Here is a 22421-nt window from a genome sequence, read left to right as displayed (position 1 = left end):
ACGTATATGGTACGTGAGAGCGCAACGAAGGATCCTAGAGAGCGAAAAATTCTTGTTATTGATGATGATACCGACAGCCGGGAAATCATTCTCGAGCCATTGCGTTGGGAACATTACGATGCCCGCGGCGTCGCTTCGGGACAAGAAGCTTTGAAGCTCATGGAAACGTGGGTCCCGAATATTATCATTCTGGATTGGATGATCCCGGGGATGTCGGGTCTTCAAATTTTGCAAACGGTGAGGTCGCAACACCCTCACGTATCTTGTATTTTTATCTCTGGAAATTCGAGCACAGAATCAATCATCGAGGCCCTGGATTCAGGTTCCGATGATTACATCATCAAACCGTTTGTGCCGCTCGAGCTCTTGGCGCGGATCCGTACACATTTCCGTATCCGCGATCTTCACTCGCAACTGCTTTTTGCCAATGAACGCCTTAAAGAACTCGTTGATACTGACGATCTGACCGGTCTCTACAACATGCGTTCGTTGTATCAACGCCTTGATTTCGAGTTGGAGCGCGGCAAGCGTTTCGGCCGTGACGTGTGCGTTGTCATGATGGACATGGACTATTTTAAAACCGTCAATGACGGCCATGACCACTTGTTTGGAAGTTATGTTCTTTCCGAAGTGGGCAAGATTATTAAAATCAACACTCGAAATATCGATATTCCGGCGCGCTACGGTGGCGACGAATTTTTGGTTGTTTTGATGGAAGTCGACCACAGAGGGGCGATGCTTTTCTGTGAACGCTTGCGTAAAGCTGTCGAAGGCAGAACCTTTGCCAGCGGTGACGACAAAATTCAGCTGACACTGTCTTTGGGCTTCGCGATTACAGTTCCTGGGGAAAACATTACGGCACGAGAGCTTGTTCGTCGTGCTGACCATGCGCTTTATGAAGCCAAGCACGCAGGCCGTAACCAAACACGTTTTTACACTCCTGAGACCGACAAAGTGCGGGAGCTTCGTCCGAAGCCAACCATGCCTCGTAAAAAGGCATCCGGCGGATAAATCTTCATTGACTGAGGGCTTTGAATTTAAGACAAAGCTCTTATGACATTCACGTCCAATTCTCAAAGTGGCCTGACTAGTGACCGTGCCCGAAACAAAGCGGCCTGGATTTCGTTTATAGCGAGCGTTTTCATTTTCGGAATGAAAGTGGGCGCTTACTATTACACGAATTCAGCGGCGGTTTTGTCAGACGCACTTGAGAGCACGGTGAATGTCGTGGCGTCTTTAGTTGCTTTGATTGTTGTGCGTATTGCCGCACGCCCAGCCGATGAAGATCACCCATATGGTCATGGCAAGCTCGAGTATTTCTCGGCGGCCTTTGAGGGTGGTTTGATTTTCTTCGCAGCTTTGATGATCATTCGTGAGTCATTGCAGACTTTGTTTTTTGGCTCCGAGGCCCGTCATCTGGAATCGGGTTTCTTGATTATGGGTCTTGCTGCGATTTTTAATCTCGTGCTTGGAATTTATCTCAAACGGACGGGTGAAAAAGAACAATCCGATGCTTTGAAAGCTAGCGGCGCGCATGTCATTTCCGATGTGTGGACGACGGTCGGTGTTCTGGCGGGGTTAGCGCTTTTGATTGCGACAGGATGGCAGTGGTTGGATGCGGCGATCGCGATCCTAGTCGGTTTGAATCTGGCTTATGAAGGATATAAAATCGCGCGCAAATCCGGTGGAAACCTTGTTGATGAAGTGGATCTAGAGGTGTTGAAAGATCTGGCGGTGGCACTCGAGAAAAACCGTAACTCGGGAATTATTGACATCCATCAATTGCGTACCATTCGCTCGGGCCGCTTTCATCACGTCGATGCCCATTTGGTGATTCCGGAGTACTGGAATATCTCTCAAGCGCATAATGTTTGTGATGATTTTGAAGCCGAAGTGGTGCGCGATTATGCCTTTGATGGTGAGATCGCCTTCCACCTGGATCCGTGTAAACGGGCCTACTGCAAAATGTGCACGGTCGAAGCCTGCCCCATCCGCCAAACCCCATTTGAGAGCAGAAATCCATTTACAGTGGAGTCATTAACAGGTAGTCCGAATATCAAATAAGGCCTGTTCATTATGTCTGAAACTTTCCATCGTCCTAAAATCAATCTCACTCGCACTTTGCCCGTTCCAAATGCCTATACAACGGCTTTGGACGGAGAGTACTCCCATATTGCTTTTAACGAAGAGCGCGCGCCTTTGAACAAAGGCAAGTGGCGCAGTGACGTGTTTAAAGCTGATGAGAGCATACCGATGGACCTTGAGATTGGAACAGGCGCTGGTCACCACTTTGCACATTACAGCCACAAAAACCCGCATCGTTTGGTTGTAGGGCTGGAACTCAAATACAAGCCTTTGATTCAATCGATCCGCCGTGCTGTCGTTGGCGGCGCGAAGAATGCGGCGATTGCCCGCTATCATGCTTTTAATATCGACGAGTTATTTACTGAAGGCGAAATCAATAACGTCTTTATTCATTTCCCAGATCCTTGGACAAGCCCGAAAAAACCGAAAAACCGCGTGGTCAATGTGCGTATTTTGGATTGGCTTTACAAGATGCAAAGACCGGGCTCTTTCATCGAGTTCAAAACAGATTCACGCGTATATTTCTTATGGGCGCTCGAAGAAATCAAACAGAGCAAGTACAAAGTCGTTTATGAGACCTTGAATTTGCATGCGACGGATTCAGAATACAAAGCTCAGAACTTTATGACTGGTTTTGAAAAGATCTTTGTTAAGCAGGGCATTGAAATTAATTACATTCGTTTACTCAAAGAATAATCGCTATTCTTTTTGGCAGGAACATGCCTAAATTCACCCATGGTTAATGCATTGTTTGGCGGAGTACTTATCGGATCGGCAGTGACGCTAATGTTGTGGCTGAACGGCCGCGTGACGGGTATTAGCGGCATTATCGACGGGCTTTTGTCTCGCAAAGTCGCCGGTAAATCCTGGCGATTGGCCTTCCTGGCGGGGCTCTTAGCCGGTGGCATTGTTTTATATCTTTTGAATCCTTTCTTTTTTGTAAACCACAGTGATCGTAGTTTGTGGCAAGTGGGTTTGGCCGGTTTTTTAGTCGGCTTCGGAACTTTGCTTGGTAGTGGTTGTACAAGTGGGCATGGAGTTTGTGGTGTTAGTAGGTGGTCCACTCGTTCTTTGGTAGCAACGGTCGTTTTTATAGCGGCAGGCATGTTTGTCGCGAGCGTGGTGTTATGAAAAACGTCCTAGCAGCATTTGTTGTTGGATTGTTATTTGCGCTGGGCCTTGGGATCTCCGGAATGACCCAGCCGCAAAAGGTGATCGGCTTTTTGGACATGGATGCGTGGGATCCGTCTTTGATTTTTGTCATGATCGGCGCCGTCGGCATTCATGCTTTGTTTTACCCACTCATTATAAAACGCAACAAACCTGTATTGGACGATAAGTTCTATATTCCTGAAAACAAGTCTGTGACCGCGGCGCTTGTCGCCGGGGCCTTTATTTTTGGTGTCGGCTGGGCGATCGGGGGATTTTGTCCAGGCCCCGCGATTGTGTCATTGGCTTCCGGTCAATCATCAGCTTTCATCTTTGTTGCGATGATGCTACTGGGAATGACTGTCTACTATGGCTTCGCCAAACTTTTCCCGCATGAAAAGTGAGACTAACTTTTAAGCGACACTACTTCTTAGTTTTTGTTTTTGTATCAGTTTGTGGCTGATCGGCACTGCCCATCATTGGACAACCCCATTGTTCTCCCATGCCTTTGCCCATTCCCATGTGAGGCATACTCTTTCTCATTTCATCCCGGCACTCTTGCATTGGCTTATTCGAGTTCAGGCATTCCGCTGCCTTGGTATGCATTTCGGCCATTTGCTTGCGCTGCTCGGGAGTGATGTCCCCGGCAGGGGGAGCCGCGAACACAGAATATCCAGAGAGAGAAATAATAATAGTGATGATAGCTTTCATAAGCCCTCCGTTTTTATAGCCCTAGTTTAAGCTCGCGTCCCGAGCCATTTAAATCCTAAAAATAAGAAAAATCGTAGAAGAGGCCGGCTTGTCTTGGTATCTAACATATTGAAATTGCACATCTATTTATGTCTTGTACGAATTCCCTTGCTTATTATATTAATAAATTATAATATAATAATATGAAGAAAGACAAAAATCAGATCCTTACCGAGAAATGTGATGAAGTAGCCGGGTTGCTAAAATACCTTTCGCATCCCCAACGCCTTATATTGTTATGTCAAATTGCCGACTCGCCGAAAACGGTCGGTGACTTGCAAGAGCTTTGTGGAATGTCGCAATCACTGACTTCGCAGTTCTTAGCAAAAATGAAAGCAGAAGGTCTGATCTCGTCACAAAAGGATGGCAAGTTTGTGACCTACCGAATTGAAGATGATCGAGTAGCGAAAGTTATTAATTCTTTAAGTAAAATTTTTTGTGAATAGTAAAGGGGAAAGATATGTCTAAACCAATGACCTTTCATCAACTCTACGAAAGTGAAACAGGTACTTATACCTATTTATTAGCAGATCCAGAAACGAAAGAGGCCGTGCTCATTGATCCCGTGCTCGAGAAAGTTGAGCGAGATCTTACTCTCGTTCAAGAGTATGGATACCGTCTCAAGTACGTCTTAGACACTCATATTCATGCAGATCATATTACCGGAGCCGGGGAAATTCGCAAACGCACCGGAGCCCAGTCCGTTGTTTCTGAGAAGGCCCATGTAGATTGTGTCGATATAAAAATCACTGACGGGCAGGAGTTGCATTTTGGACGTTATACCTTAAAAGCTCTTGAAACTCCCGGCCATACTGATAGCTGCATGAGCTACTACATTGATGGAAAAATCTTTACAGGAGATGCCCTTCTTATTCGCGGTACTGGCCGTACTGATTTTCAGCAGGGATCTTCTGCCAAACTCTATGACAGTATCACCGGAAAACTTTTTGCTTTGCCTGATGATACGGTGGTTTATCCAGGACATGATTACAGAGGGCAAACGACCTCGAGTATTGAAATGGAGAAGAAATACAATCCGCGTATTGGCGGTGGAAAAACTAAAGAGCAGTTCGTGCAAATTATGTCGGAATTAAAGCTAGCTCAGCCAAAAAAGATTCATGAGGCGGTTCCTGCAAATCTTAGTTGTGGCATTTTGAAGCCTTCTGACCATTTGCAGCCAAATATTGTCGATGGAATTCCTGAGGTTTTGCCGGCGCAGGTCCTTGAACATCTCCAAAAAGTAGAAGTCATCGATGTGCGTAGGTCCGAAGAGTTCACCGGAGAGCTTGGTCACATCCAGGGGGCAAAACTCGTGACTCTGGGTAAAGATTTAGAAAATTTTTTGGGAACTATTGATAGAAATGCTGACCTAGTTTTTGTCTGCCGTAGCGGCGGGCGCTCCGGAGAGGCCACGCGATTGAGTCAGCAATTGGGCTTTAAAAATACGATGAATATGAAAGGCGGAATGCTCGCTTGGAATGAGCAAAAGCTACCGACGGTGCGTTTTTAAAAAGGAGGCATTATGGATGCAGTTTGGAAGCCCCTTTTAGGAGGGGCGCTCATTGGCGGGGCCGTGACTTTGATGCTGCTGTTTAATGGCCGGGTGACTGGTATTAGCGGCATCATCAATAGCGCTCTGGTAAAACCGCAAAAAGATTCGGGATGGAGATGGTCCTTTATCGCCGGCTTAGTTCTTGGTGGAATTATTTTGGCGATGACAAATACAGAAGTATTTTCAAATACGACCGGCCACAGTCTTTTTCAAACTGCAGTTGCGGGCATTCTTGTGGGTTTCGGCACTGTCATGGGAAGCGGATGTACAAGTGGTCATGGAGTTTGTGGGGTTAGTCGCTTCTCGATACGTTCCATTTTAGCGACGGTCACATTTATCGCGGGCGGTCTTTTAACGGTAACTTTAGTAAAGTGGTTTCTCTAAGAGGTTCTTATGAGTCGATCTATTGTTGCTTTTATTGTAGGTGTAATTTTCGCTCTTGGTTTGGGTTTAGGTGGCATGACACAGCCTCAGAAGATCATCAGCTTTCTGGATGTGACCGCATGGGATCCATCGCTCTTATTCGTCATGGTCGGAGCTGTGGGCGTGCACAGTTTGCTTTATCCGTTGGTACGCCGAAGAAAATCACCTTTGCTGGATAGTCAGTTTCATGTTCCGGAAAGTCGGCATATCAGCAGACACTTAATTTTAGGTTCTTTGATTTTTGGTATTGGTTGGGGCCTCGGCGGTTATTGTCCTGGCCCTGCGGTTGTTTCAATGGCCTCGGGCCAAGCGGCGGCGTTTGTCTTCGTAGCCATGATGCTTATTGGAATGTTTGCTTATCATTTTTCTGAGAAATTTCTTGGTCGATTAAAATAGGAGTTCTTATGGAGTTCCTTGGATATGTTAGCAGCGTTCTTATGGGAATGGTGCTTGGCCTGATTGGCGGCGGCGGTTCTATATTAACGGTTCCGATCCTAGTATATCTTTTTGCGCAAACTCCCACTTTGGCCACGGGCAGTTCGCTCTTTGTTGTCGGATCCACAGCATTTGCAGGTGCGATGAGTTTCATCAAGGCCGGTACGGTCAGAGTTAAAGAAAGCTTGTTATTTGCGGTGCCGAGTATTGTCGGAGTTTTAGGAGCTCGAAAGATAATTTTTCCCCTAATACCTCAGAGAATCTTTCTTTTCGATGATGTAGTGCTGAGTAAAGATATTCTTCTGATGATTTTGTTCGCAGCCTTGATGCTGATTGCCTCTCTGAAGATGCTTCGGGCGCCTGGAGCAACTCAGGAGCGTGGGCAGGATTTAAATGTTTTTCAGTTAGTGTCCCAAGGTTTGTTTGTTGGATTGGTAACCGGGTTTATCGGTGCCGGTGGGGGCTTTCTCATTGTACCGGCACTTGTCTTTGTTTTAGGTTTCAGAATGCAAGAAGCCATAGGGACCTCTTTACTAATTATCGCTGGTAATTCCCTGATAGGGTTTTTGGTAACCATGGAAGAGATTGAAGGATTGCGCTGGAGTATTCTTCTGCCTGTCACCCTGTTGGCCATAGCAGGAATGTTTTTGGGAAAACGCTTTCAAGGGAGCTTTTCAGAGGCTCAGTTGAAGAAGTCTTTTGGCATCTTTGTACTTTTGATCGGCTCATTCATTCTGGCGGATCAAGTTGTACGAATGATCTCTTAGAAACATCTGCAGCTGTATTCGCCAAGACCGTCTCTGAAGCCACTAGGGAAGCAAGTGCCGTTTTGTGTATATTCACCGGAGTACTTTGTACAGAAGCCGCCAATAGGTTGTCCCCAACATTCAGGATCGCTGAAGCTGCCACAGAAATTGGAGTAAGCCGGAGGATAGGATTGAAGACGAGCGGGGTTATCGGAACCTTCTGTAGAGTATTCTTGAGCTAAAGAGAAAAGCGGTGAAAGGACCAGGGCAAGGATTAAAAGCTTTTTCATAAATCCCCCTTTGTATTAGTATAGCGAATATATGCCGACAATTCGTTTCAAGAAAAACCGACCGCCCATTGAAGTTCCAGTAGGAGCGGTGTTGATGCGCTCCCTATTGGATGCGGGATTGCCGGTGGCGTCGTCGTGCAATTCCGATGGGGTTTGTGCGAAATGCGGAATCCGCATTGTTGAGGGCATGGAAAACTTGTCAGAACCCAACGCGACGGAGCTCTTTCTCAAAGAAAAGAACAACATCCGCGCTGGGTTTCGAATCAGTTGTCAGACACAGGTTTTAGGCGATGTCACCGTCGATGCCGGTTATTGGTAGAGGAGTTTATGCCAACGAATGATTTTCGCTCTCTTAATTTATCTCCGGCTCTTTTACAGGTGATTGAAGGCATGGGTTTCACTGAAATGACGCCCATTCAGGCAGGAAGCATTCCGGCTTTGCTTCAAGGTAAAGACCTAATTGGTCAGTCCCACACGGGCAGTGGTAAGACGGCGGCTTTTATCATTCCGATCTTGCAGAAAATCCAGATTGAAACGCGTGAACCTCAGGCATTGATCCTTTGTCCCACGCGTGAACTATGTGATCAGGTGTTGAAAGAATGCCGTAAGTTTGCAAAAGCCTTTCCAGGATTGCAAACTGTCGCACTCATTGGCGGTCAGCCTTATCCTCCGCAGACTCAGGCTTTGAATAACGGCGTGCATGTGATTGTCGGGACTCCGGGGCGTACGTTAGAGCATCTCAGAAAAAATCAGCTTCAAGTTGGTAAATTAAAAACTTTGGTTTTGGATGAAGCAGATCGCATGTTGGATGAAGGTTTTGCTGATGAGATGACGGCCATCATTGACGAATTGCCTGAGAAGAAACAAACGATCTTTTTCTCTGCGACATTTCCCGAGTCGATCGAAGCCCTGAGCCGCAAGTATCAGAAAGATGCTGTGCGCGTGACGATTGATAAATCGACACAGGCATCTCCACAGATTAAACAATATGTCTACCAAGCCGAGAATCCTGAAAAGACTGATACTTTGATTCGAATTTTGCAGCGCCATCCTTCGAATTGCACGATCGTATTTTGCCGTACAAAAGCCACCGTGGATGAGATCGGCGAGAAGCTCGAGAAGATGAAAGTGAGCAGCCAAGTTTTGCACGGGGATCTGACTCAGCCAGAGCGCGATCGGGCTACGTCACTTTTCCGTAATGGCAGTGCGCGAATTCTTGTCGCTACCGATGTCGCCGCTCGTGGACTTGATATTGAAAAGCTTGAACTCGTGGTGAATGTCGATTTGCCGATTAATTCTGAGGTTTACATTCATCGCATCGGTCGCACGGGCCGGGCAGGGCGTGAAGGAACCGCGGTTTCTATTGCCACAGCCTTTGAAGCTCTGAAGATTGTTGAAATTGAAAAGGCCACAGGTGTAAAAATGATTCGTCAAAACTTGGGTTTTGAGAACCAACATGGTTTAGGGGCTGAATTTCAAAAGACATCGACGAAGACAATCCAAATCGCAGGTGGAAAGCTCGATAAGCTGCGCCCTGGGGATATCTTGGGGGCTTTGACGGCTCAGCCGGGCGCGCTGATCGCTGCTGATATTGGAAAAATTGAAATTCACGAGCGCTTTAGTCTCGTTGCAATTACGACCCAGGTTGCAGACAAAGCTCTTGAGAAATTGCGAAACTCAAAAATCAAAGGCAAAAAATTTAAGAGCTACTTTGCTTAATTAAAACCAGCACGCGGGACGCGCTTCTTGAAGAGCACCTGCGAGAACGGTGTCTAAGCGGCATTGTAAAGTTGGATAGTTCATTTTTTCTTGCGGAGATTTTACCGGAGCCGGAGTTGAGAAATCCGGCTTTTTCATTTGTGGCACACCCATAAAATCATAAATTGCAAAGATCAGGCTTTCGCCGGCATTGCCGATGCGTTCGCATGCGCGTGCCGCAGAAGTGTTTTCTTGGAATTTTTCCGCGCAAGCTTGAGCGAGAACTGGATGCGCTGGTTTCTGTGATGGTGAAGAAAGGCGTGGGAAAATCCGGCGCAGACAATCGCTCGCCGCGAAGAAGTCGCTCTGTCCTTCTGTCGAAGCCCACGCGTTTTTGCGAGGCTCACCGCCGATAAGATGTCCCACTTCGTGGCAAAGCAGGAATGCCTGCGCATCCACCGTCATTGATGAGAGCGATAAGATATCACGGCCCACAGAGATGCTGTAGGTGTGTCCTTCAAGGCTGCCGCCGCCGAAATAGAGCGGGTTTTCGCTGTCCTGGCTGATATCCAGGATAATGTGGTAGTCGACACGGACTTGCTGTGCGTATTCGGCCTCAAAAGCCGCTAGGAGCTGAGGAAAAGCCTGTTTAGGCGCCTCTGCGGACGCAAAGAGCCCCGCAAAAAGAAGAAGTGAAGTAAGAGCTGCCTGGATTTTTCTCATGCGCTCTAAAATGCAAACCCGGAGCCATTTCTTAGAGCAGAGGAGTGAGATAATCCGAGGGAACAGGAATTTTCCACAGGCTTGTCTACAGATTCGACAGCTTCTATCTATACCTAAATAGATAAAACCAATTAGACCCTATGAACGAAGCAGTGCATTGTAGTGGTTTAAGCGCCGTTTCAGACCGGAATAATAGTGTCATTGCTCGGTGAAATTGTTAGCTTGAGGACCCTCCGGCTTCCGTCGGAATTTACGCAGTTTTATGAGGTACTTCTATGGATCAAAAAGTTGAAAATTTAATCATTATCGGATCAGGCCCAGCGGGACTCACTTCGGCGATTTACAGTGCGCGTGCGCGCTTGGAGCCGTTGATGATCGAAGGTGAAGAGGCTGGCGGCCAGTTGATGATCACAACAGAAGTAGAAAACTATCCTGGCTTCGAACACGGAATCACAGGACCGGAATTGATTGCTGTTATGAGAAAACAAGCAGAGCGCTTCGGCACTCGCTTCATTACTCGCAATGTAACGAAAGTGGATTTCTCTCAGCGCCCATTCAAGGTTTGGGTTGGTGAAAAACTTTACTTGGCAAAATCTATCATCGTTTCTACCGGTGCAAGTGCGCAGTTCCTCGGTTTGCCTTCAGAAAAACAATACATGAGTCGCGGAGTTTCTGCGTGCGCGACTTGTGATGGTGCTTTCTTCCGTAACATGGATGTCGGCGTTGTTGGTGGTGGTGATACGGCGATGGAAGAAGCGCAATTCCTAACTCGTTTCGCGAACAAGGTTTACGTGATTCATCGTCGCGATCATTTCCGCGCTTCAAAAATCATGGCTGAAAGAACTATCAACAATCCAAAAATCGAAGTTCTTTGGAACTCAGCTGTCGACGAAGTTTTGGGTGATGGCAAAAACGTCACCGGCGTTCGCTTGAAAAATACGGAGAATGGCTCGACTAAAGACTTGGCAATGCAAGGTCTTTTCATTGCTATCGGACATAAACCGACGACGGGCCTATTCAAAGGTCTATTGGATATGAATGAAACAGGGTACTTGGTGACCAAACCCGGTTCAACGTATACAAATATTGAAGGTGTCTTTGCTGCCGGAGACGTGCAAGATCACGTCTATCGCCAAGCTATTACTGCAGCAGGAACCGGATGTATGGCAGCCATCGACTGTGAAAGATGGTTGGAGTCACAAGCTCACGGATAGACTGGGATTATGGCAAACAAAAAGATCAACACGAAAGACCTCGTTAATAAAATCGAAAAAGTCACCAAGGCTCGCATTGCGAGTCAACCTGTGGTGTCTTTAGCAGACTTCAGAGATGCTGCTAAAAAAGAAGAGCCTCGTGTGATCTTGGTTATTGAAGATGATGAAACAATGCGCATGGCCCTCAAGCGAATATTTGAGGCTGAGGGCTATGTCACTAAACTCGCCGCTGATGCCACCGCACTTTCAGAAGTTCTCGACGACACTCCGATCGATTTGATCTTGATGGACGTCGGTCTTCCTTGGGTGAACGGTTTTGAATTGGCTCAGCTCCTTAAAGAAAACAAAGATTTAAAAGGCATTCCACTCGTGTTTGTCTCTGGTAAAGCCAGCGATGATGACATGAAGAGGGCTTTTGAAATCGGCGCCGATGATTATATCCGCAAGCCTTTCGACGTCGAAAAGCTGCGTAAGACAGTGCGCACTCTTTTGAAATTGAACGAGTAATCTAGATTACTTTCCTACAAACATTGAATTGATACAGTTGTGATTGATGGTCGGTGAAGAGAAGGCCACGGTTCCAACACGTGTCAGTGTTTTCGCCGTTGAATCGTAAGTGAACTTCTCAATCGAATTGGCAAACGCCGTGGTGCCATTCGCGATATACACATATCCCGTTGTGCTATCATAAGCCATTGCCGTCGGGCCGTTGATGACTGCAGTATTTGTGTAAGCCGCAGCACCTGCCGCAGTAATCGTGTGGGCAGACTCATCCACGGTGTATTGCCAGACTTGATTGTTCGCGGCCGTGGAGCTTGAGTAAGCCACCAAGAGATGTTTCAAATCTGGAAGATAGATCATCGCTGTTGGATAAGAAGCCGTCGTGGGTGCGGCCACCCCGTTATAGCAAGTCGAAGCCGCAGATGTTGAACCTGTTGTCATGCCGATACGGTTGTTTGTCGAAGCGCCTGTAAAAGAGTGAGCGTAAAGGATGTCTCCAGCGCTGGTGAATGCCGTAGCTGTAATCGCATTTGTCGTCGTTGCGCAGGTTCCGGCTGGAGCACTTAAAAATGCCGTCGTCGAGTTTGGCAAGCGAGCTTTATTCGAGGCAAAGCGCTCAACCGCTGCGGATCTGCTGATTAAGAAGCTTCCGTCGGATCCCAGAGTCAAGGTTCTCACAACACCACTCAGAGCTGTTGTGTTGATTAAGAAGTTAGTGGAGAGAGATGTCTTCTTATTTAAGATTTCGATGCGGCGGCCGCCGGTATTTTCAACAAGCACATAAAGGTTGTCGTCATCATAAGGAGCAATCGCCACCGGAGTATCTGTCAACGCTGATGTGTAATCTGCAACCGTTCTATCCACTACACCTGTCGTGAGGTTTATGCGCGAAACTGTTTTAGAAGCCGTTGAGGCAGTTAATCCCGTCGGAGCGTAGCAGCCACCACTTTGAATGTAGAGGTATCGGTCACTAGCTGTGGAAGAATCATCGGTGATCTTCTTAGGTTGGCAGCCAACACCAAAGGTACAAACCAGAGTTACGAGTAGCACTAAGAATGTGAGCATGTTCCCCTTCATGGGTGCCTCCGCTATATAACTAAATAGATCGGTGCTCGTTAAAAAATCTTTACGTGGGGAGCAGTTTTTGTCTCAAGTCGAGAAGAAATTCGGACCTTCATCCAGAACGAGACTTCAATTGTTAAGCTTTGAGACGTAATCTCCGAAAGTGGTAAAGAAATCTTTACAAGTATCCAACCGGGGATCGCAGCTTGAAACTAGTTATTTGGATTATCGCAGGACTTATTTTTGTGAGTGTTGCCTCACTCCCGGGCTGTGCGCACGCAGAAAGCAGCGCCAATGCCGCCGCTTTTAAGTCAACGCGACTCCAGGTTTTCCAAATCAATTACTCCGGTGAAAAAGAAAAATCCTTTGCGGAGGGTGGCTCCGGTTATGGTGTCGAGGCCTATGGTGATTGGGGGCGCCCCTGGGGCAGGCTCTATACCAAGGCACGAGCCGTACAAGCTTCGGGCCGCCAAGCATTCCTCGATGGAACGACAGCGTCTACTTTGAGTTACACCTATTATCAGGGGCAGTTCGAAACTGGGTTTGCACTGTTTCCGATTCCAGCACGCGATACAGGGCTGGCACTTTATATTTCTGCCGGTGGTGATGTGAGTTATAACTGGCTGACATTGGATTCGACGACACTGACAAGTTTGAAGCGAAGCGATTCGTCTTTAGGTTTTGGCTACGCCGCGGGAATGGGTGTCGAGTGGACGGTTTCAAAAGGCGTTGGTAAGCGAAATGTTCTTACCGGTGAAATCACTTATCGGGTCGAAACTGCAAGCCTCGCCGGTCAAAGTAGTTTTGACTTGAGCGGGCTCGCGATTCATTTGGGCTATGGCTGGTAATTACTTACTGCAGGCTTTTTTAGCAGCGGCCACAGCATTGTTGATTTTTGTATGGCAATTGTTTCTAGCGATTCTGAAGCTGACATTGCTTGCAGGGCAGCTAAGTTCGAGAGTGGTGAGATAATTGTAATTGGATCTGCCAATTTCAATTTGCTGTTCGCAAGGATCACTTGAATTAATCTTAAAACGCTTACTTCCTGCATTAATAATGTCAGTCAAAGTTTTGGTATCGCAAGATACTTTAGTGCCTTCAGAACCAATTAAGAAGTTTGCATTAGGTGGCGTGATTCCACCGCTGCTAGTGAAGTTTCTTTTGATACCAGGGAATGTCTGAGGGCCGTTATAAGACCCTTTTATTTTTTGGTTAATGCGACCCCAATCACCGAGTTCTTCATATGCACTCATTACGATTGCGGCGCATGCAGTCTCAGGTTTTTGCCCACAGTCTTTTACAACAGTTCTCGAAAAGTCAGAATGAGTCTTTAGAATACGGTTTCCATTTACTGGATCAGAATTGAAAACATATGGATTAACAGGTTTTCCATCTTTATATTCCATGTAGTCAGAGTGAGCGCTATTGTCAGCGAAGTAATAGGTAAACCAACCATACCCTTGTGCTGAGCCAGTTCCGCAGTCTCCAACCCACGAGCCACGAGTGATCTTGTGACCCAATGGATGATACACAACGCATCCTCCGTAGGAGTGACCCTCAAGTGAATTTTGAGCGAAGCTATAGCTAGAAATAAAAATCAAAGCGAGGGCAGCAAAAGCCTTCATAGATAGAACCTTTCGTTTTTAAATGTGCGAAGGGTTCTACCACAGCTTGATTTAAACTATGGTATTAAATAATTATCATTTACATAAACAGGAATTGTTTTCACGGTTGAACGCGAGATCAACCGGCGCTTTTTTTCAGGCGAGCCTGCTGTGTCGTATAGTCGTCGATGAGTTTTGTCAGCTTTTTCGCGGTTTCATCATCCTGCTCGAGGAAAATCAAACGTCGCGGATCTGCAATGTCGCCGATGATTTTGCCGGTGAGATGCACGCGGCTCTTGCGCGGGTCTTTTTCAAACTTGTTCACTAAAATCATTTCGAACTGACGATGAATAAAGTCTTTTGGAATTTCATCCTCTAACAGAGTGCCCGTCAGAGAAATATTCTTAGAGTAAGTGCGGAAGGAGGAACCCTTCTTGGTTACTAACACAGCCTCGATTTTAAAATCGTGGCGAGGAGACATACGGCGATCCTTCGGAGAGCCCAAGCCTGCACGGCTGACAAGGATCTCGACCGTCGGCTTATCAGGAACACCCGACAGAGTGAGGTCGTCGCCATTCACTTCATTATAGTAATATCCATAGTCGATCTGACGAAGATCTTCAGGTGGAACGACGCTTGTATAAAACGGATTAGATTTTTCATCTTCAGAGGGCTTGGCCTTCTGCTCTGGAGCGCGGGCCGCAGCGGCTTTTTGTTTTTCTTTTTGCAGGAGTGGCTCTGGCGGTTGAGCTTGGACGAAGTACTTTTGGCCGCTGGAAAGATATTGAGCGAGGGGTTGCCACTCAGACCAGCCGGGCGTCCAAATGTGATAGTTGTGCAGATTACGAACCTTGAATGAAAGAATCATCATTTGCGCTTGAACAAGCGACATCGGTTTCGTTTTCTTATCATTAGAAGCATCAAAGATAACCCAGATTTTGCCTTCTGATTTCATATTCCCCTCGGATAACAAAAAACCCAGACCTTGATCTTATCGGTCTGGGTTTACATGTTATTTAGAGGCTTAAGAAAATATATTTATACTGACAAACTTTTAGACACGAATGCAGGCAGCAACGTGCTCAGGACGCTTAATCTCGAGAGGCGGAACCACCTTCTTACAGTCCTCAATGGCCATAGGGCAGCGAGGGTGAAAGTGGCAGCCTGCAGGAGGGTTGATCGGGCTCGGAACGTCGCCAGTCAAGATGATACGATCTTCCTTGCGGCGTGGGTCTGGGATTGGAATCGCAGACAAAAGCGCACGAGTGTAAGGGTGCTTTGGATTTTTATAAAGCTCTTCGGCCTCGGACTGCTCAACGATTTTACCCAAGTACATCACTGCCACTTGAGTAGATACATGCTCAACGACTTTCAAGTCATGGGCGATGAAAACGTAAGTCAAACCTAGCTTCTTTTGCAGTTCCATCAAGAGATTCAAAACCTGAGCTTGGATAGACACATCGAGAGCGGACACAGGCTCGTCGCAGACGATGATTTCAGGGTTCACGGCCAAGGCGCGGGCGATACCCACACGCTGACGTTGACCGCCTGAGAACTCATGCGGGTAGCGATTTAAAGCTTCAGGACGAAGACCTACGAGGTTCGCAAGCTCCAACACGCGGGCCTTGCGGGCATTATCATCAGGGAAGAGGTTGTGAATGATGAGAGGCTCTTCGAGGATCGCCCCGATCGTCATGCGCGGGTTCAAACTCGCGTAAGGATCTTGGAAAATGATCTGCATTTTCTTGCGAATCTCGCGAAGCTCATCACCTTCGATCGTCGTGATGTCTTTGCCGTTGAATTTCACAGTACCTGAAGTTGGATCCAGCAAACGGATCAAGCAGCGACCGAGAGTGGATTTACCGCAACCGGATTCGCCCACAAGACCGAGCGTTTCGCCTTTTTTCAGTTTGAAGCTCACGCCGGAGACAGCTTTTACACTGGCAATTTCACGATTGAGAAGGCCACCGTGGATAGGGAAAGTTTTAAACAGATTATCTACTTCGAGAAGGTATTGGCTCATGCTTTCGCCTCCGCAACAGGATGGTAGCAGGCTGCTAACTGAGTTCCGCCTTTGCTTTCAAGCTTTGGTTCCGTTTGACGGCAGTCCGCTTGAACATTCGGGCAGCGCTCTTGGAAGCGGCAGCCTTGTGGAAGATTCAACAAGCTTGGAACCATGCCCTTGATCGTTTTGAGTTCTTCAAGTTTGTGGCCCGTTTCAAAGTGCGGGATAGAATCGAGCAAGCCGCGAGTGTACGGATGCTTTGGACGGTAGAAGATGTCTTCAACAGTGCCATACTCAACAACTTTACCCGCGTACATCACAACAACATCTTGGCACATTTCTGCGACAACACCGAGGTCATGTGTGATGAGGATCATGCCGGCGCCAAAATCCTTTTGCAGATTGCGCATCAGATCCAAGATCTGAGCCTGGATCGTCACGTCCAACGCTGTTGTCGGTTCATCGGCGATAAGCAGTTGTGGATTACAGCTAATCGCCATAGCGATCATCACACGTTGGCGCATACCGCCCGAAAGTTGGTGCGGATATTCGTCGAAGCGTTTTTCTGGAGCCGGGATGCCCACCTTGCGAAGCATTTCGATCGCACGGGCTTTCACCTCAGCTTTTGTCAATTTCGGGTAGTGAAGAGCGATCGCTTCGGCAATCTGGTTACCGCAAGTGTAAACCGGATTGAGGGAAGTCATAGGCTCCTGGAAAATCATTGCGATCTCATTACCACGGATGCTGCGCATTTCATCGTCGCTGGTCTTCAAAAGATCCTTGCCGCGGTAAACGATTTGGCCGGCTTCAATGCGGCCTGGAGCTTGGATCAGCTTCATAATGGAAAGCGAAGTTACGGATTTGCCGCAACCGGATTCGCCAACGATTCCAAGAGTTTGACCTTTTTTAACGGAAAAGCTCACGTCGTCAACGGCGAAGAAACTGCCGTCGTCGGTATTGAACTTCGTTTTCAGATTTTTAACTTCTAAAAGGGTTTCGCTCACTGTCTGATTTCTCCACCTAATTAGCCTGATTAAAGCCCACTTCTTATACAGGGCATGAAGCCCTGTATCAACGATTAATCAGTTCGAGGACGAGATTATGGAGCCCAGCATAGTCTTGCAGGGTCGCCACAGGATCGTATTTTTGCAAAATTTCTAGTTTGGTATAGCCGAACTCCACGGCAATGGCTCCCACGCCCGCCGCTTGGGCGGCTTTCACATCAGGAAGGCCGTCGCCAATCATGAAGGTTGTGGTGGCAGAACGACCCGCACGCTTCATCATTTCCTGCAAAGGCAGGGGATGCGGTTTGCGTTCAGTCAGGGTGTCGGCGCCAAACACGCCCACCCAAGGGATCGCATCCAGGCCCAAGTGGCGTACGATCTTTTTCGCCGGGTCTTCGTTTTTGTTGGTCACGATTCCTTTGGGACCTGGATAATTATTCAAAAACTCAACCACACCCGGGAACGGTTTTGTGGTGTTGTACATTTCTTCTTCGTAAGTCTGCAGGAACCGGTCTTCGATGTGCTTGTACTTTTCCGGCGGGCTGTTTTTATGCTCTGGAAAAAAATCCGCGAGAAGCTTTTTCAAACCTTCACCGATATGAGCAACGATGACTTCGTGAGGAAGTGTTGGTTTATCGTAGTAGAGCAAAGTTTTGTTGAGTGCCGTCGAGATATCTTCGGCTGAATCAATCAGAGTTCCATCTAAGTCGAAAATTAAAAGTGGCCAGATCATGAGCCACTCTAGAGCATCTTCGTGGGATTTTCAAACAGTGCTTTGGAGCGGTCGGTAGGGATGCCTTGGTTTATTTGGTGACGGGCATATGGAGAGCCTGTTGTACCTTTGCTCGCAGGATGGCGGCCTCTTCAGCAGTTGGAGGCTCGCCCCATTTATTCTTAAACTCTTCGAGACAAGCGGCATAAGCGCGATCGAATTCTTCCTGTTTGAGTTTGGGGATGGATTCTTCGATTTGCTTGCGCTGATTGCGCAGGTTCTCGATGGTGTGTTTTACTTGTTGTTCTATGGCGTCCTGCAGTTGCTGGTAAGCGTTCTGAGCTTGGATAAACAACATCACACCGAAAAAGACCGGCGCATAGACTTTACGGAAAGTATTGTAAGCGTCGATCTTAGTTTGAACTCGGAGAGCGACGCGGACCTCTTCGGCATGGGCATTGAAACCATCACGGATGACTTTTGAAACCAAGTCCTCAGAGAGAGTTTTGTTTTTAATTGAAGGCAGTACGAATGGCATACGCATCACTTCAACGAGACGTGAGCGTTGGAATGTTTGAATTTGGTCCATGGTACGTTTTAAGAAGCTGATTTGCTGTGGGTCATTAACATTGCCCCAAGTCTTGAGCATACCCTCTTGGAGGAGCTGCTCTTTGATGAGGAGAATTGCTGAATCATCCAAGCGCTGCTCAGAGGATTTCGTTGCCCACTGGAGAAGGCCGGTATGTGTTCCGAAGAGGCTCGCACCGAGTTCTATTGTATAACGCTCCAAAGACTTTTCAGAGGGGAAGCTGCGAACTTCAAGTTCGCGGACGAGCTTACGGATTTTTCTTTTACGCATCCAAGATAGGCTTTCAGTATATTCTCTAAAACTTTCACCTTGGAAAAGAAATTCAGCGTTGTTGCGGTTGACCTGTTCAAGGACGTCGCCCACCGTCGGCTGAAAAAGAGCATCGCAGCGAATAGTTTTAGCCTCGGCGGGGAAAACCGCACCGAGGCTAAACGTAATTGCTAGAAAAAGGCTGCGAAGACGAAGAGACATCGGAGTCCTTGATTATTGTAAAGCCGCAGAAGCCACTTTGAGAGAGTCACGAGTATGCTGGATCTCTTTCAAGAGGTCTTGAGCTTCAGATTTTTGAACGCCAGAAAGAAGCGCACCGAGGTTACCCACGTTCATGATCATCAAACCGAACATTGGCAAATTCGAATTTCTTTGAGTCACGCCGTAAGCAAGCATCGCTGTACCAACCAACTGAGCCGCTTGAGAAACAAGGCGGTTTGTTGTCATTTCAGATTCTTGGTCTTTGTAAGAAGCCAAAGCTGATTGCGTGTTCTTGATCGCAAGGCCCATTTGAGTCAAAGCCGCTGTAGAAGCTTTGTCGGTGTTTTGTGCTAGAGAAACTTCAAGATTTTTTTGAGCTTCGATCAATTGTTGCTCGAGTTGAGTTGTTTCTACTTTTGTTTTGCGGAGCTGGCTTACACCGCCGTTGATCAGCGACAAAGCTGAAGCGCCGATAGAACCTGCAGCGAGGATCATGCCGCCAATACCAGAACCTTCAACTCCCTTATGGAAAGAAAGGTAAGACATTGCTGAAAGACCAAGACCGATACCAGCACCCACAACGGCCACGCCGTTTGTGATGCCACCTTTGCTGTCACGGAGAGTGATAGACTCAGCAGCGTTCGCCAGTGCTTGATCCAAAAGAAGAACTTCTTTGTTCAAAGCCTGCAGATTATTTTGAGCTGTTGAAATAGCCTGATCGCCTATACCCGCAGTGCGGTCTGCTTGTTGAGCAAAACCAACGCTTTGGATAGACATCAAGCCAGCTAAAGTCAGGGAAAGGGCCTTCGTTTTCATACGTACTCCTTAAAATAGGTTTCCAATAGGGGTTTAATCCGACAGTGTTTCTAGCGAGTCCCGTACCAGCCTCAAGGTCCCTTAAAATCGAACTGAGGAATTCTTACTGTCTAAAGGCTTTGAAGGGGGCGTTGGTTGTCACAGGCCGAAAACCTGTGTATTTAAAGGCCCATGCGTATTGAAACTCCTGAAATCCAAACTTATATCGAGTCTCTGATCCCGGCAGAGTCTGCCAGCAAGCTTCAGTCGCGCACGTCCGCGGAAGAGCTCGGGCTTGGACGCATTAGCTTATCGCCCTCTGAAGGACGGTTGCTATCGTTCATGGTTCGCCAGCAAGGTTGTCGCAAGTTTGTCGAGATTGGCACTCTGACCGGTCTTTCTGCGCAGTACATTTTGGAAGGTATGCCGGCGGATGGGCAACTTTGGACTTTGGAAAAAACCGAAGCCCATGCCGAGAAAGCAAAAGAAGCATTGGCGATGCATCCTGCAGGGGCCCGTGCAAGGGTCGTCGTGGGCGATGCGCGTGTGACTTTGGAAGCGCTTGTGGCCGAGGGCCCCTTTGATGGAGTTTTTATTGACGGAAACAAAGCGGCTTATGGGGACTACCTTGCTTGGGCCGAGAAGAATGTTCGTCGCGGCGGTCTTATCGTTGCCGACAATGTCTTCTTGAGCGGCGCTGTTTGGGGGTCCATGACCGTCCAGAAGTTCAGTGAAAAGCAGATAGCTGTTTTGCAAGCATTCAATAGGCGACTTGCTGATCCATCTCTCTATGACAGTGTCATTATGCCGACTTCAGAGGGTATGACTGTCGCAATCAAACTCACGTAGTGAAACTTCTTCAATCGAAAGCCAAAGTGAAACTGATCGTCAGGCGTTTTGGAACATTTGGCAGCAGTTAATTGCTTATACACATTGGTACGGCGATTGCTTTTAGTTGGACGTCAGATTAGAAAATCAAAACTATAAAAAGGAAATCATCCCATGAAAAATGCAATTATCATCGCTCTTTTGAGCTTAACAGCTGTGAGTGCTTCTGCTTTCAGAGGCGCCGGCGCGGACCGTGAGTACTCTGTTTTTTCTTGCACCCAAACTCCTGCAATCCCTGATAACACGATCTCCTTGGAAGTAATCAATGGTGGCATCACTGGCATGACTCGCATTCAACTTTCGACCTCAACATTTGCGGGTCCTCGCACAGAGAACTACTTCGTTCGTCAACAGCCGCAAAAACAACAAGGCCTGGTCGAATACGCTGGCGATAAAATCGCTTTGGCTATCAGCTCTCAAACTGACAGCGAAGGCTACAGAGTTGCTACTTTGAAATTAAAAAAGGCCACTGAAGTGATCGTAAGAATGCATTGCCAACAGCACATGCGCCGTCTGTAATTCTAGAAAAGTTTAACAATCCCTTGTTTTATTCTTTGAAACCGCAACTATTCTTAGTTGTGGTTTTTTTTAAATAGTGTTCCTACTTCAGGGGAATGCTCCTTCGAAGTGCTTCAACGTGTTCACTTATTTTTATTTAGAGTCGTGTTCCTCGAGAAAAATTCATGAGAAAGTCCCGTGGGAATGGCTCAAAAATGGCTAAACAAGAGAAAAAAATCTCAATCTGATATATGTGGATAGTTGCAGGTTTGTCCGCGTTCGAAGTACCCAAGAATTTGACAGAATTTCGAACTTTCTGGTCCAAAGTATTTAATAAAAGACGAAAATTTACCGATCTTTAACTCATGAGCAGTTGTGGAACGTTTACCTCCAAGGTTGGCAAGTCTCCATTAAAGCGTTTCCAACGCTTTTGGGGAGTATTTTTGGCCATCGCGGGCATCAGCTTCTCATACCAAAACGCTTCCGCTGCCTCTGGCATCACTTACACAGGACGCATTCTAAAAGGCGATCAACCACTTGATAGTGGCGTTGTCCGCTTTGATGTGTGGGTAAAAACAAAAGACAACTGCGTTCTCTATTACGAGCGTCGCAACATCGATATGTCCGGCTCAGGTGGTACTTACGCATTTGAAATCGGTGATGCGAATATCGTTCCTGGTTCACAGAGCTTTCCGCAAACAGGTATTCAAACTATCTCTGATCTTTTCAACAACACGAAGTCGCGCGCCAACGGCGACGTTGATGGTAGCTTGCAATGTGCTACATTCAATCCTACTTCAGATGAAGGCCGCTTGATGACAGTGTCGTTCACTCCGCAAGGGGAGACCGCGCAAGCATTGCCAGACTTAGCGATCACTGCAGTGCCTACGGCATTCCAGGCTTTCAATGCAAACAAAGTCAATGGCTATGGCACGGGCGATCTTTTGAAAGTAGATCCGACGGTTGTTAAAACGACATACGCCAATGGCGCTTTGACACAAGCTCAGTACGATGAGTTCTGGAAACTCATTCTTGGTACTTCAACAACCTACTTAAAAGCTATTCCGACTTTGGGTGGAGATATCAGCGGTACTTTGCCGGCTGTGACTGTGACGAAGATTCAAAACGTTGCTGTGACTGCGCCGACGACAGGCGATACCGGTAAAGTATTAACTTACAACGGCACCGGCATGGTTTGGTCTGCGGCAGCGGCCGGCGGTATTACGA

29 protein-coding genes are annotated in these 22421 nt (G+C 47.3%); 18 read left to right on the top strand and 11 right to left on the bottom strand.

The window, feature by feature from the left end; all coding sequences use genetic code 11:
* Nucleotides 1-6 precede the first annotated feature (6 nt).
* Genes JSU04_00405 through JSU04_00385 form a run of 5 tightly spaced genes read left to right on the top strand, consistent with a single transcriptional unit; the run spans nt 7 to nt 3638 of the window.
* A complete protein-coding gene (locus tag JSU04_00405; GenBank protein MBS1968733.1) occupies nt 7-1011 on the top strand; it encodes a diguanylate cyclase in 1005 nt (334 codons plus the stop codon).
* A 42-nt stretch (nt 1012-1053) separates the two neighbouring features.
* On the top strand, nt 1054-2064 hold the full coding sequence (locus JSU04_00400; GenBank protein MBS1968732.1) for a cation transporter: 1011 nt from the start codon (nt 1054-1056) through the stop codon (nt 2062-2064).
* A 12-nt stretch (nt 2065-2076) separates the two neighbouring features.
* Nucleotides 2077-2781: a tRNA (guanine-N7)-methyltransferase gene (locus tag JSU04_00395; protein ID MBS1968731.1), complete on the top strand. Its 705-nt coding sequence runs from the start codon at nt 2077-2079 to the stop codon at nt 2779-2781.
* 39 nt (nt 2782-2820) lie between these two features.
* Nucleotides 2821-3216 (top strand): YeeE/YedE family protein, encoded by a 396-nt coding sequence (locus tag JSU04_00390; protein ID MBS1968730.1) that lies wholly within the window; start codon nt 2821-2823, stop codon nt 3214-3216.
* Nucleotides 3213-3638: a YeeE/YedE family protein gene (locus JSU04_00385; GenBank protein MBS1968729.1), complete on the top strand. Its 426-nt coding sequence runs from the start codon at nt 3213-3215 to the stop codon at nt 3636-3638. The genes JSU04_00390 and JSU04_00385 overlap by 4 nt, the downstream gene beginning before the upstream one ends.
* 19 nt (nt 3639-3657) lie before the next feature.
* Here the strand turns inward: JSU04_00385 and JSU04_00380 are convergent, their stop codons facing one another.
* The gene (locus JSU04_00380) at nt 3658-3945 is read right to left on the bottom strand and encodes a hypothetical protein (GenBank protein ID MBS1968728.1); all 288 of its coding nucleotides are present in this window, start codon (nt 3943-3945) and stop codon (nt 3658-3660) included.
* A gap of 182 nt (nt 3946-4127) precedes the next feature.
* On the opposite strand from JSU04_00380, the gene JSU04_00375 reads away from it, so the two are divergent.
* From JSU04_00375 to JSU04_00355, 5 genes are read left to right on the top strand one after another with little or no spacing between them, the layout of a single operon-like run.
* Nucleotides 4128-4430: a winged helix-turn-helix transcriptional regulator gene (locus JSU04_00375; protein MBS1968727.1), complete on the top strand. Its 303-nt coding sequence runs from the start codon at nt 4128-4130 to the stop codon at nt 4428-4430.
* A 14-nt stretch (nt 4431-4444) separates the two neighbouring features.
* Complete coding sequence (locus JSU04_00370) at nt 4445-5494, top strand: MBL fold metallo-hydrolase (GenBank protein ID MBS1968726.1); 1050 nt, start codon at nt 4445-4447, stop codon at nt 5492-5494.
* A 9-nt stretch (nt 5495-5503) separates the two neighbouring features.
* A complete protein-coding gene (locus JSU04_00365; GenBank protein ID MBS1968725.1) occupies nt 5504-5920 on the top strand; it encodes a YeeE/YedE family protein in 417 nt (138 codons plus the stop codon).
* 9 nt (nt 5921-5929) lie between these two features.
* A complete protein-coding gene (locus tag JSU04_00360) occupies nt 5930-6355 on the top strand; it encodes a YeeE/YedE family protein (protein ID MBS1968724.1) in 426 nt (141 codons plus the stop codon).
* 8 nt (nt 6356-6363) lie between these two features.
* Complete coding sequence (locus JSU04_00355; protein ID MBS1968723.1) at nt 6364-7161, top strand: sulfite exporter TauE/SafE family protein; 798 nt, start codon at nt 6364-6366, stop codon at nt 7159-7161.
* Here the strand turns inward: JSU04_00355 and JSU04_00350 are convergent.
* On the bottom strand, nt 7158-7430 hold the full coding sequence (locus JSU04_00350) for a hypothetical protein (protein MBS1968722.1): 273 nt from the start codon (nt 7428-7430) through the stop codon (nt 7158-7160). The genes JSU04_00355 and JSU04_00350 overlap by 4 nt on opposite strands.
* 31 nt (nt 7431-7461) lie before the next feature.
* Between JSU04_00350 and JSU04_00345 the strand changes: the two genes are divergently transcribed.
* Both JSU04_00345 and dbpA read left to right on the top strand, forming a co-directional pair.
* A complete protein-coding gene (locus JSU04_00345) occupies nt 7462-7749 on the top strand; it encodes a (2Fe-2S)-binding protein (GenBank protein MBS1968721.1) in 288 nt (95 codons plus the stop codon).
* 8 nt (nt 7750-7757) lie between these two features.
* Complete coding sequence (gene dbpA, locus JSU04_00340) at nt 7758-9149, top strand: ATP-dependent RNA helicase DbpA (GenBank protein ID MBS1968720.1); 1392 nt, start codon at nt 7758-7760, stop codon at nt 9147-9149.
* On the opposite strand, the gene JSU04_00335 is transcribed toward dbpA, so the two are convergent.
* Complete coding sequence (locus tag JSU04_00335) at nt 9150-9851, bottom strand: hypothetical protein (GenBank protein ID MBS1968719.1); 702 nt, start codon at nt 9849-9851, stop codon at nt 9150-9152.
* Between the two features lie 275 nt (nt 9852-10126).
* Here JSU04_00335 and trxB point away from each other — a divergent pair, with 275 nt between their 5' ends.
* Nucleotides 10127-11065, top strand: a complete 939-nt coding sequence (trxB, locus tag JSU04_00330) for a thioredoxin-disulfide reductase (protein MBS1968718.1) — start codon at nt 10127-10129, stop codon at nt 11063-11065.
* 9 nt (nt 11066-11074) lie between these two features.
* The gene (locus tag JSU04_00325; protein MBS1968717.1) at nt 11075-11572 is read left to right on the top strand and encodes a response regulator; all 498 of its coding nucleotides are present in this window, start codon (nt 11075-11077) and stop codon (nt 11570-11572) included.
* A 6-nt stretch (nt 11573-11578) separates the two neighbouring features.
* On the opposite strand, the gene JSU04_00320 is transcribed toward JSU04_00325, so the two are convergent.
* Nucleotides 11579-12643 carry a hypothetical protein gene (locus JSU04_00320; GenBank protein ID MBS1968716.1) on the bottom strand — a complete coding sequence of 355 codons (1065 nt, stop codon included), beginning with the start codon at nt 12641-12643 and terminating at the stop codon, nt 11579-11581.
* A gap of 191 nt (nt 12644-12834) precedes the next feature.
* Between JSU04_00320 and JSU04_00315 the strand changes: the two genes are divergently transcribed.
* Nucleotides 12835-13476, top strand: a complete 642-nt coding sequence (locus JSU04_00315; protein MBS1968715.1) for a hypothetical protein — start codon at nt 12835-12837, stop codon at nt 13474-13476.
* Here JSU04_00315 and JSU04_00310 read toward each other — a convergent pair whose 3' ends face one another.
* The 7 genes from JSU04_00310 to JSU04_00280 form a co-directional block, all read right to left on the bottom strand.
* Nucleotides 13477-14253 carry a hypothetical protein gene (locus JSU04_00310; GenBank protein ID MBS1968714.1) on the bottom strand — a complete coding sequence of 259 codons (777 nt, stop codon included), beginning with the start codon at nt 14251-14253 and terminating at the stop codon, nt 13477-13479. It abuts the gene before it with no gap.
* Nucleotides 14254-14371: 118 nt separating this feature from the next.
* Nucleotides 14372-15187, bottom strand: a complete 816-nt coding sequence (locus JSU04_00305) for a PilZ domain-containing protein (GenBank protein MBS1968713.1) — start codon at nt 15185-15187, stop codon at nt 14372-14374.
* A 99-nt stretch (nt 15188-15286) separates the two neighbouring features.
* Nucleotides 15287-16255 (bottom strand): dipeptide ABC transporter ATP-binding protein, encoded by a 969-nt coding sequence (locus JSU04_00300; GenBank protein ID MBS1968712.1) that lies wholly within the window; start codon nt 16253-16255, stop codon nt 15287-15289.
* Entirely contained in the window at nt 16252-17241 is a 990-nt protein-coding gene (locus JSU04_00295) for an ABC transporter ATP-binding protein (GenBank protein ID MBS1968711.1), read from the bottom strand. The genes JSU04_00300 and JSU04_00295 overlap by 4 nt, the downstream gene beginning before the upstream one ends.
* Before the next feature lie 67 nt (nt 17242-17308).
* On the bottom strand, nt 17309-17971 hold the full coding sequence (locus tag JSU04_00290; protein MBS1968710.1) for an HAD-IA family hydrolase: 663 nt from the start codon (nt 17969-17971) through the stop codon (nt 17309-17311).
* A 73-nt stretch (nt 17972-18044) separates the two neighbouring features.
* On the bottom strand, nt 18045-19013 hold the full coding sequence (locus JSU04_00285; protein ID MBS1968709.1) for a hypothetical protein: 969 nt from the start codon (nt 19011-19013) through the stop codon (nt 18045-18047).
* Between the two features lie 12 nt (nt 19014-19025).
* Nucleotides 19026-19829 carry a hypothetical protein gene (locus JSU04_00280; protein MBS1968708.1) on the bottom strand — a complete coding sequence of 268 codons (804 nt, stop codon included), beginning with the start codon at nt 19827-19829 and terminating at the stop codon, nt 19026-19028.
* Between the two features lie 171 nt (nt 19830-20000).
* Here JSU04_00280 and JSU04_00275 point away from each other — a divergent pair, with 171 nt between their 5' ends.
* The 3 genes from JSU04_00275 to JSU04_00265 all read left to right on the top strand — a co-directional run.
* Nucleotides 20001-20657 (top strand): O-methyltransferase, encoded by a 657-nt coding sequence (locus JSU04_00275; GenBank protein ID MBS1968707.1) that lies wholly within the window; start codon nt 20001-20003, stop codon nt 20655-20657.
* 153 nt (nt 20658-20810) lie between these two features.
* Complete coding sequence (locus JSU04_00270) at nt 20811-21215, top strand: hypothetical protein (GenBank protein MBS1968706.1); 405 nt, start codon at nt 20811-20813, stop codon at nt 21213-21215.
* A 422-nt stretch (nt 21216-21637) separates the two neighbouring features.
* On the top strand, nt 21638-22421 hold a 784-nt coding region (locus tag JSU04_00265; GenBank protein ID MBS1968705.1), incomplete at its 3' end, for a hypothetical protein.

This window comes from Bdellovibrionales bacterium (genome assembly GCA_018266295.1).
In the GTDB taxonomy this organism is placed as follows: Bacteria; Bdellovibrionota; Bdellovibrionia; order Bdellovibrionales; family Bdellovibrionaceae; genus JACMRP01.
This window is presented reverse-complemented; position numbering and strand designations above follow the sequence as displayed.

What these genes read in the sequence shown, in the direction of transcription:
- JSU04_00335 (MBS1968719.1), bottom strand. Translation starts at nt 9,851, where the DNA reads ATGAGAAAAATCCAGGCAGCTCTTACTTCACTTCTTCTTTTTGCGGGG.
- JSU04_00380 (MBS1968728.1), bottom strand. Translation starts at nt 3,945, where the DNA reads ATGAAAGCTATCATCACTATTATTATTTCTCTCTCTGGATATTCTGTG.
- JSU04_00310 (MBS1968714.1), bottom strand. Translation starts at nt 14,253, where the DNA reads ATGAAGGCTTTTGCTGCCCTCGCTTTGATTTTTATTTCTAGCTATAGC.
- JSU04_00270 (MBS1968706.1), top strand. Translation starts at nt 20,811, where the DNA reads ATGAAAAATGCAATTATCATCGCTCTTTTGAGCTTAACAGCTGTGAGT.
- JSU04_00285 (MBS1968709.1), bottom strand. Translation starts at nt 19,013, where the DNA reads ATGTCTCTTCGTCTTCGCAGCCTTTTTCTAGCAATTACGTTTAGCCTC.
- JSU04_00325 (MBS1968717.1), top strand. Translation starts at nt 11,075, where the DNA reads ATGGCAAACAAAAAGATCAACACGAAAGACCTCGTTAATAAAATCGAA.
- JSU04_00360 (MBS1968724.1), top strand. Translation starts at nt 5,930, where the DNA reads ATGAGTCGATCTATTGTTGCTTTTATTGTAGGTGTAATTTTCGCTCTT.
- JSU04_00305 (MBS1968713.1), bottom strand. Translation starts at nt 15,187, where the DNA reads ATGAAATCAGAAGGCAAAATCTGGGTTATCTTTGATGCTTCTAATGAT.
- JSU04_00300 (MBS1968712.1), bottom strand. Translation starts at nt 16,255, where the DNA reads ATGAGCCAATACCTTCTCGAAGTAGATAATCTGTTTAAAACTTTCCCT.
- JSU04_00405 (MBS1968733.1), top strand. Translation starts at nt 7, where the DNA reads ATGGTACGTGAGAGCGCAACGAAGGATCCTAGAGAGCGAAAAATTCTT.
- JSU04_00320 (MBS1968716.1), bottom strand. Translation starts at nt 12,643, where the DNA reads ATGAAGGGGAACATGCTCACATTCTTAGTGCTACTCGTAACTCTGGTT.
- JSU04_00280 (MBS1968708.1), bottom strand. Translation starts at nt 19,829, where the DNA reads ATGAAAACGAAGGCCCTTTCCCTGACTTTAGCTGGCTTGATGTCTATC.
- JSU04_00390 (MBS1968730.1), top strand. Translation starts at nt 2,821, where the DNA reads ATGGTTAATGCATTGTTTGGCGGAGTACTTATCGGATCGGCAGTGACG.
- JSU04_00350 (MBS1968722.1), bottom strand. Translation starts at nt 7,430, where the DNA reads ATGAAAAAGCTTTTAATCCTTGCCCTGGTCCTTTCACCGCTTTTCTCT.
- JSU04_00345 (MBS1968721.1), top strand. Translation starts at nt 7,462, where the DNA reads ATGCCGACAATTCGTTTCAAGAAAAACCGACCGCCCATTGAAGTTCCA.
- JSU04_00275 (MBS1968707.1), top strand. Translation starts at nt 20,001, where the DNA reads ATGCGTATTGAAACTCCTGAAATCCAAACTTATATCGAGTCTCTGATC.
- JSU04_00375 (MBS1968727.1), top strand. Translation starts at nt 4,128, where the DNA reads ATGAAGAAAGACAAAAATCAGATCCTTACCGAGAAATGTGATGAAGTA.
- JSU04_00370 (MBS1968726.1), top strand. Translation starts at nt 4,445, where the DNA reads ATGTCTAAACCAATGACCTTTCATCAACTCTACGAAAGTGAAACAGGT.
- JSU04_00395 (MBS1968731.1), top strand. Translation starts at nt 2,077, where the DNA reads ATGTCTGAAACTTTCCATCGTCCTAAAATCAATCTCACTCGCACTTTG.
- JSU04_00355 (MBS1968723.1), top strand. Translation starts at nt 6,364, where the DNA reads ATGGAGTTCCTTGGATATGTTAGCAGCGTTCTTATGGGAATGGTGCTT.
- JSU04_00400 (MBS1968732.1), top strand. Translation starts at nt 1,054, where the DNA reads ATGACATTCACGTCCAATTCTCAAAGTGGCCTGACTAGTGACCGTGCC.
- trxB (MBS1968718.1), top strand. Translation starts at nt 10,127, where the DNA reads ATGGATCAAAAAGTTGAAAATTTAATCATTATCGGATCAGGCCCAGCG.
- dbpA (MBS1968720.1), top strand. Translation starts at nt 7,758, where the DNA reads ATGCCAACGAATGATTTTCGCTCTCTTAATTTATCTCCGGCTCTTTTA.
- JSU04_00385 (MBS1968729.1), top strand. Translation starts at nt 3,213, where the DNA reads ATGAAAAACGTCCTAGCAGCATTTGTTGTTGGATTGTTATTTGCGCTG.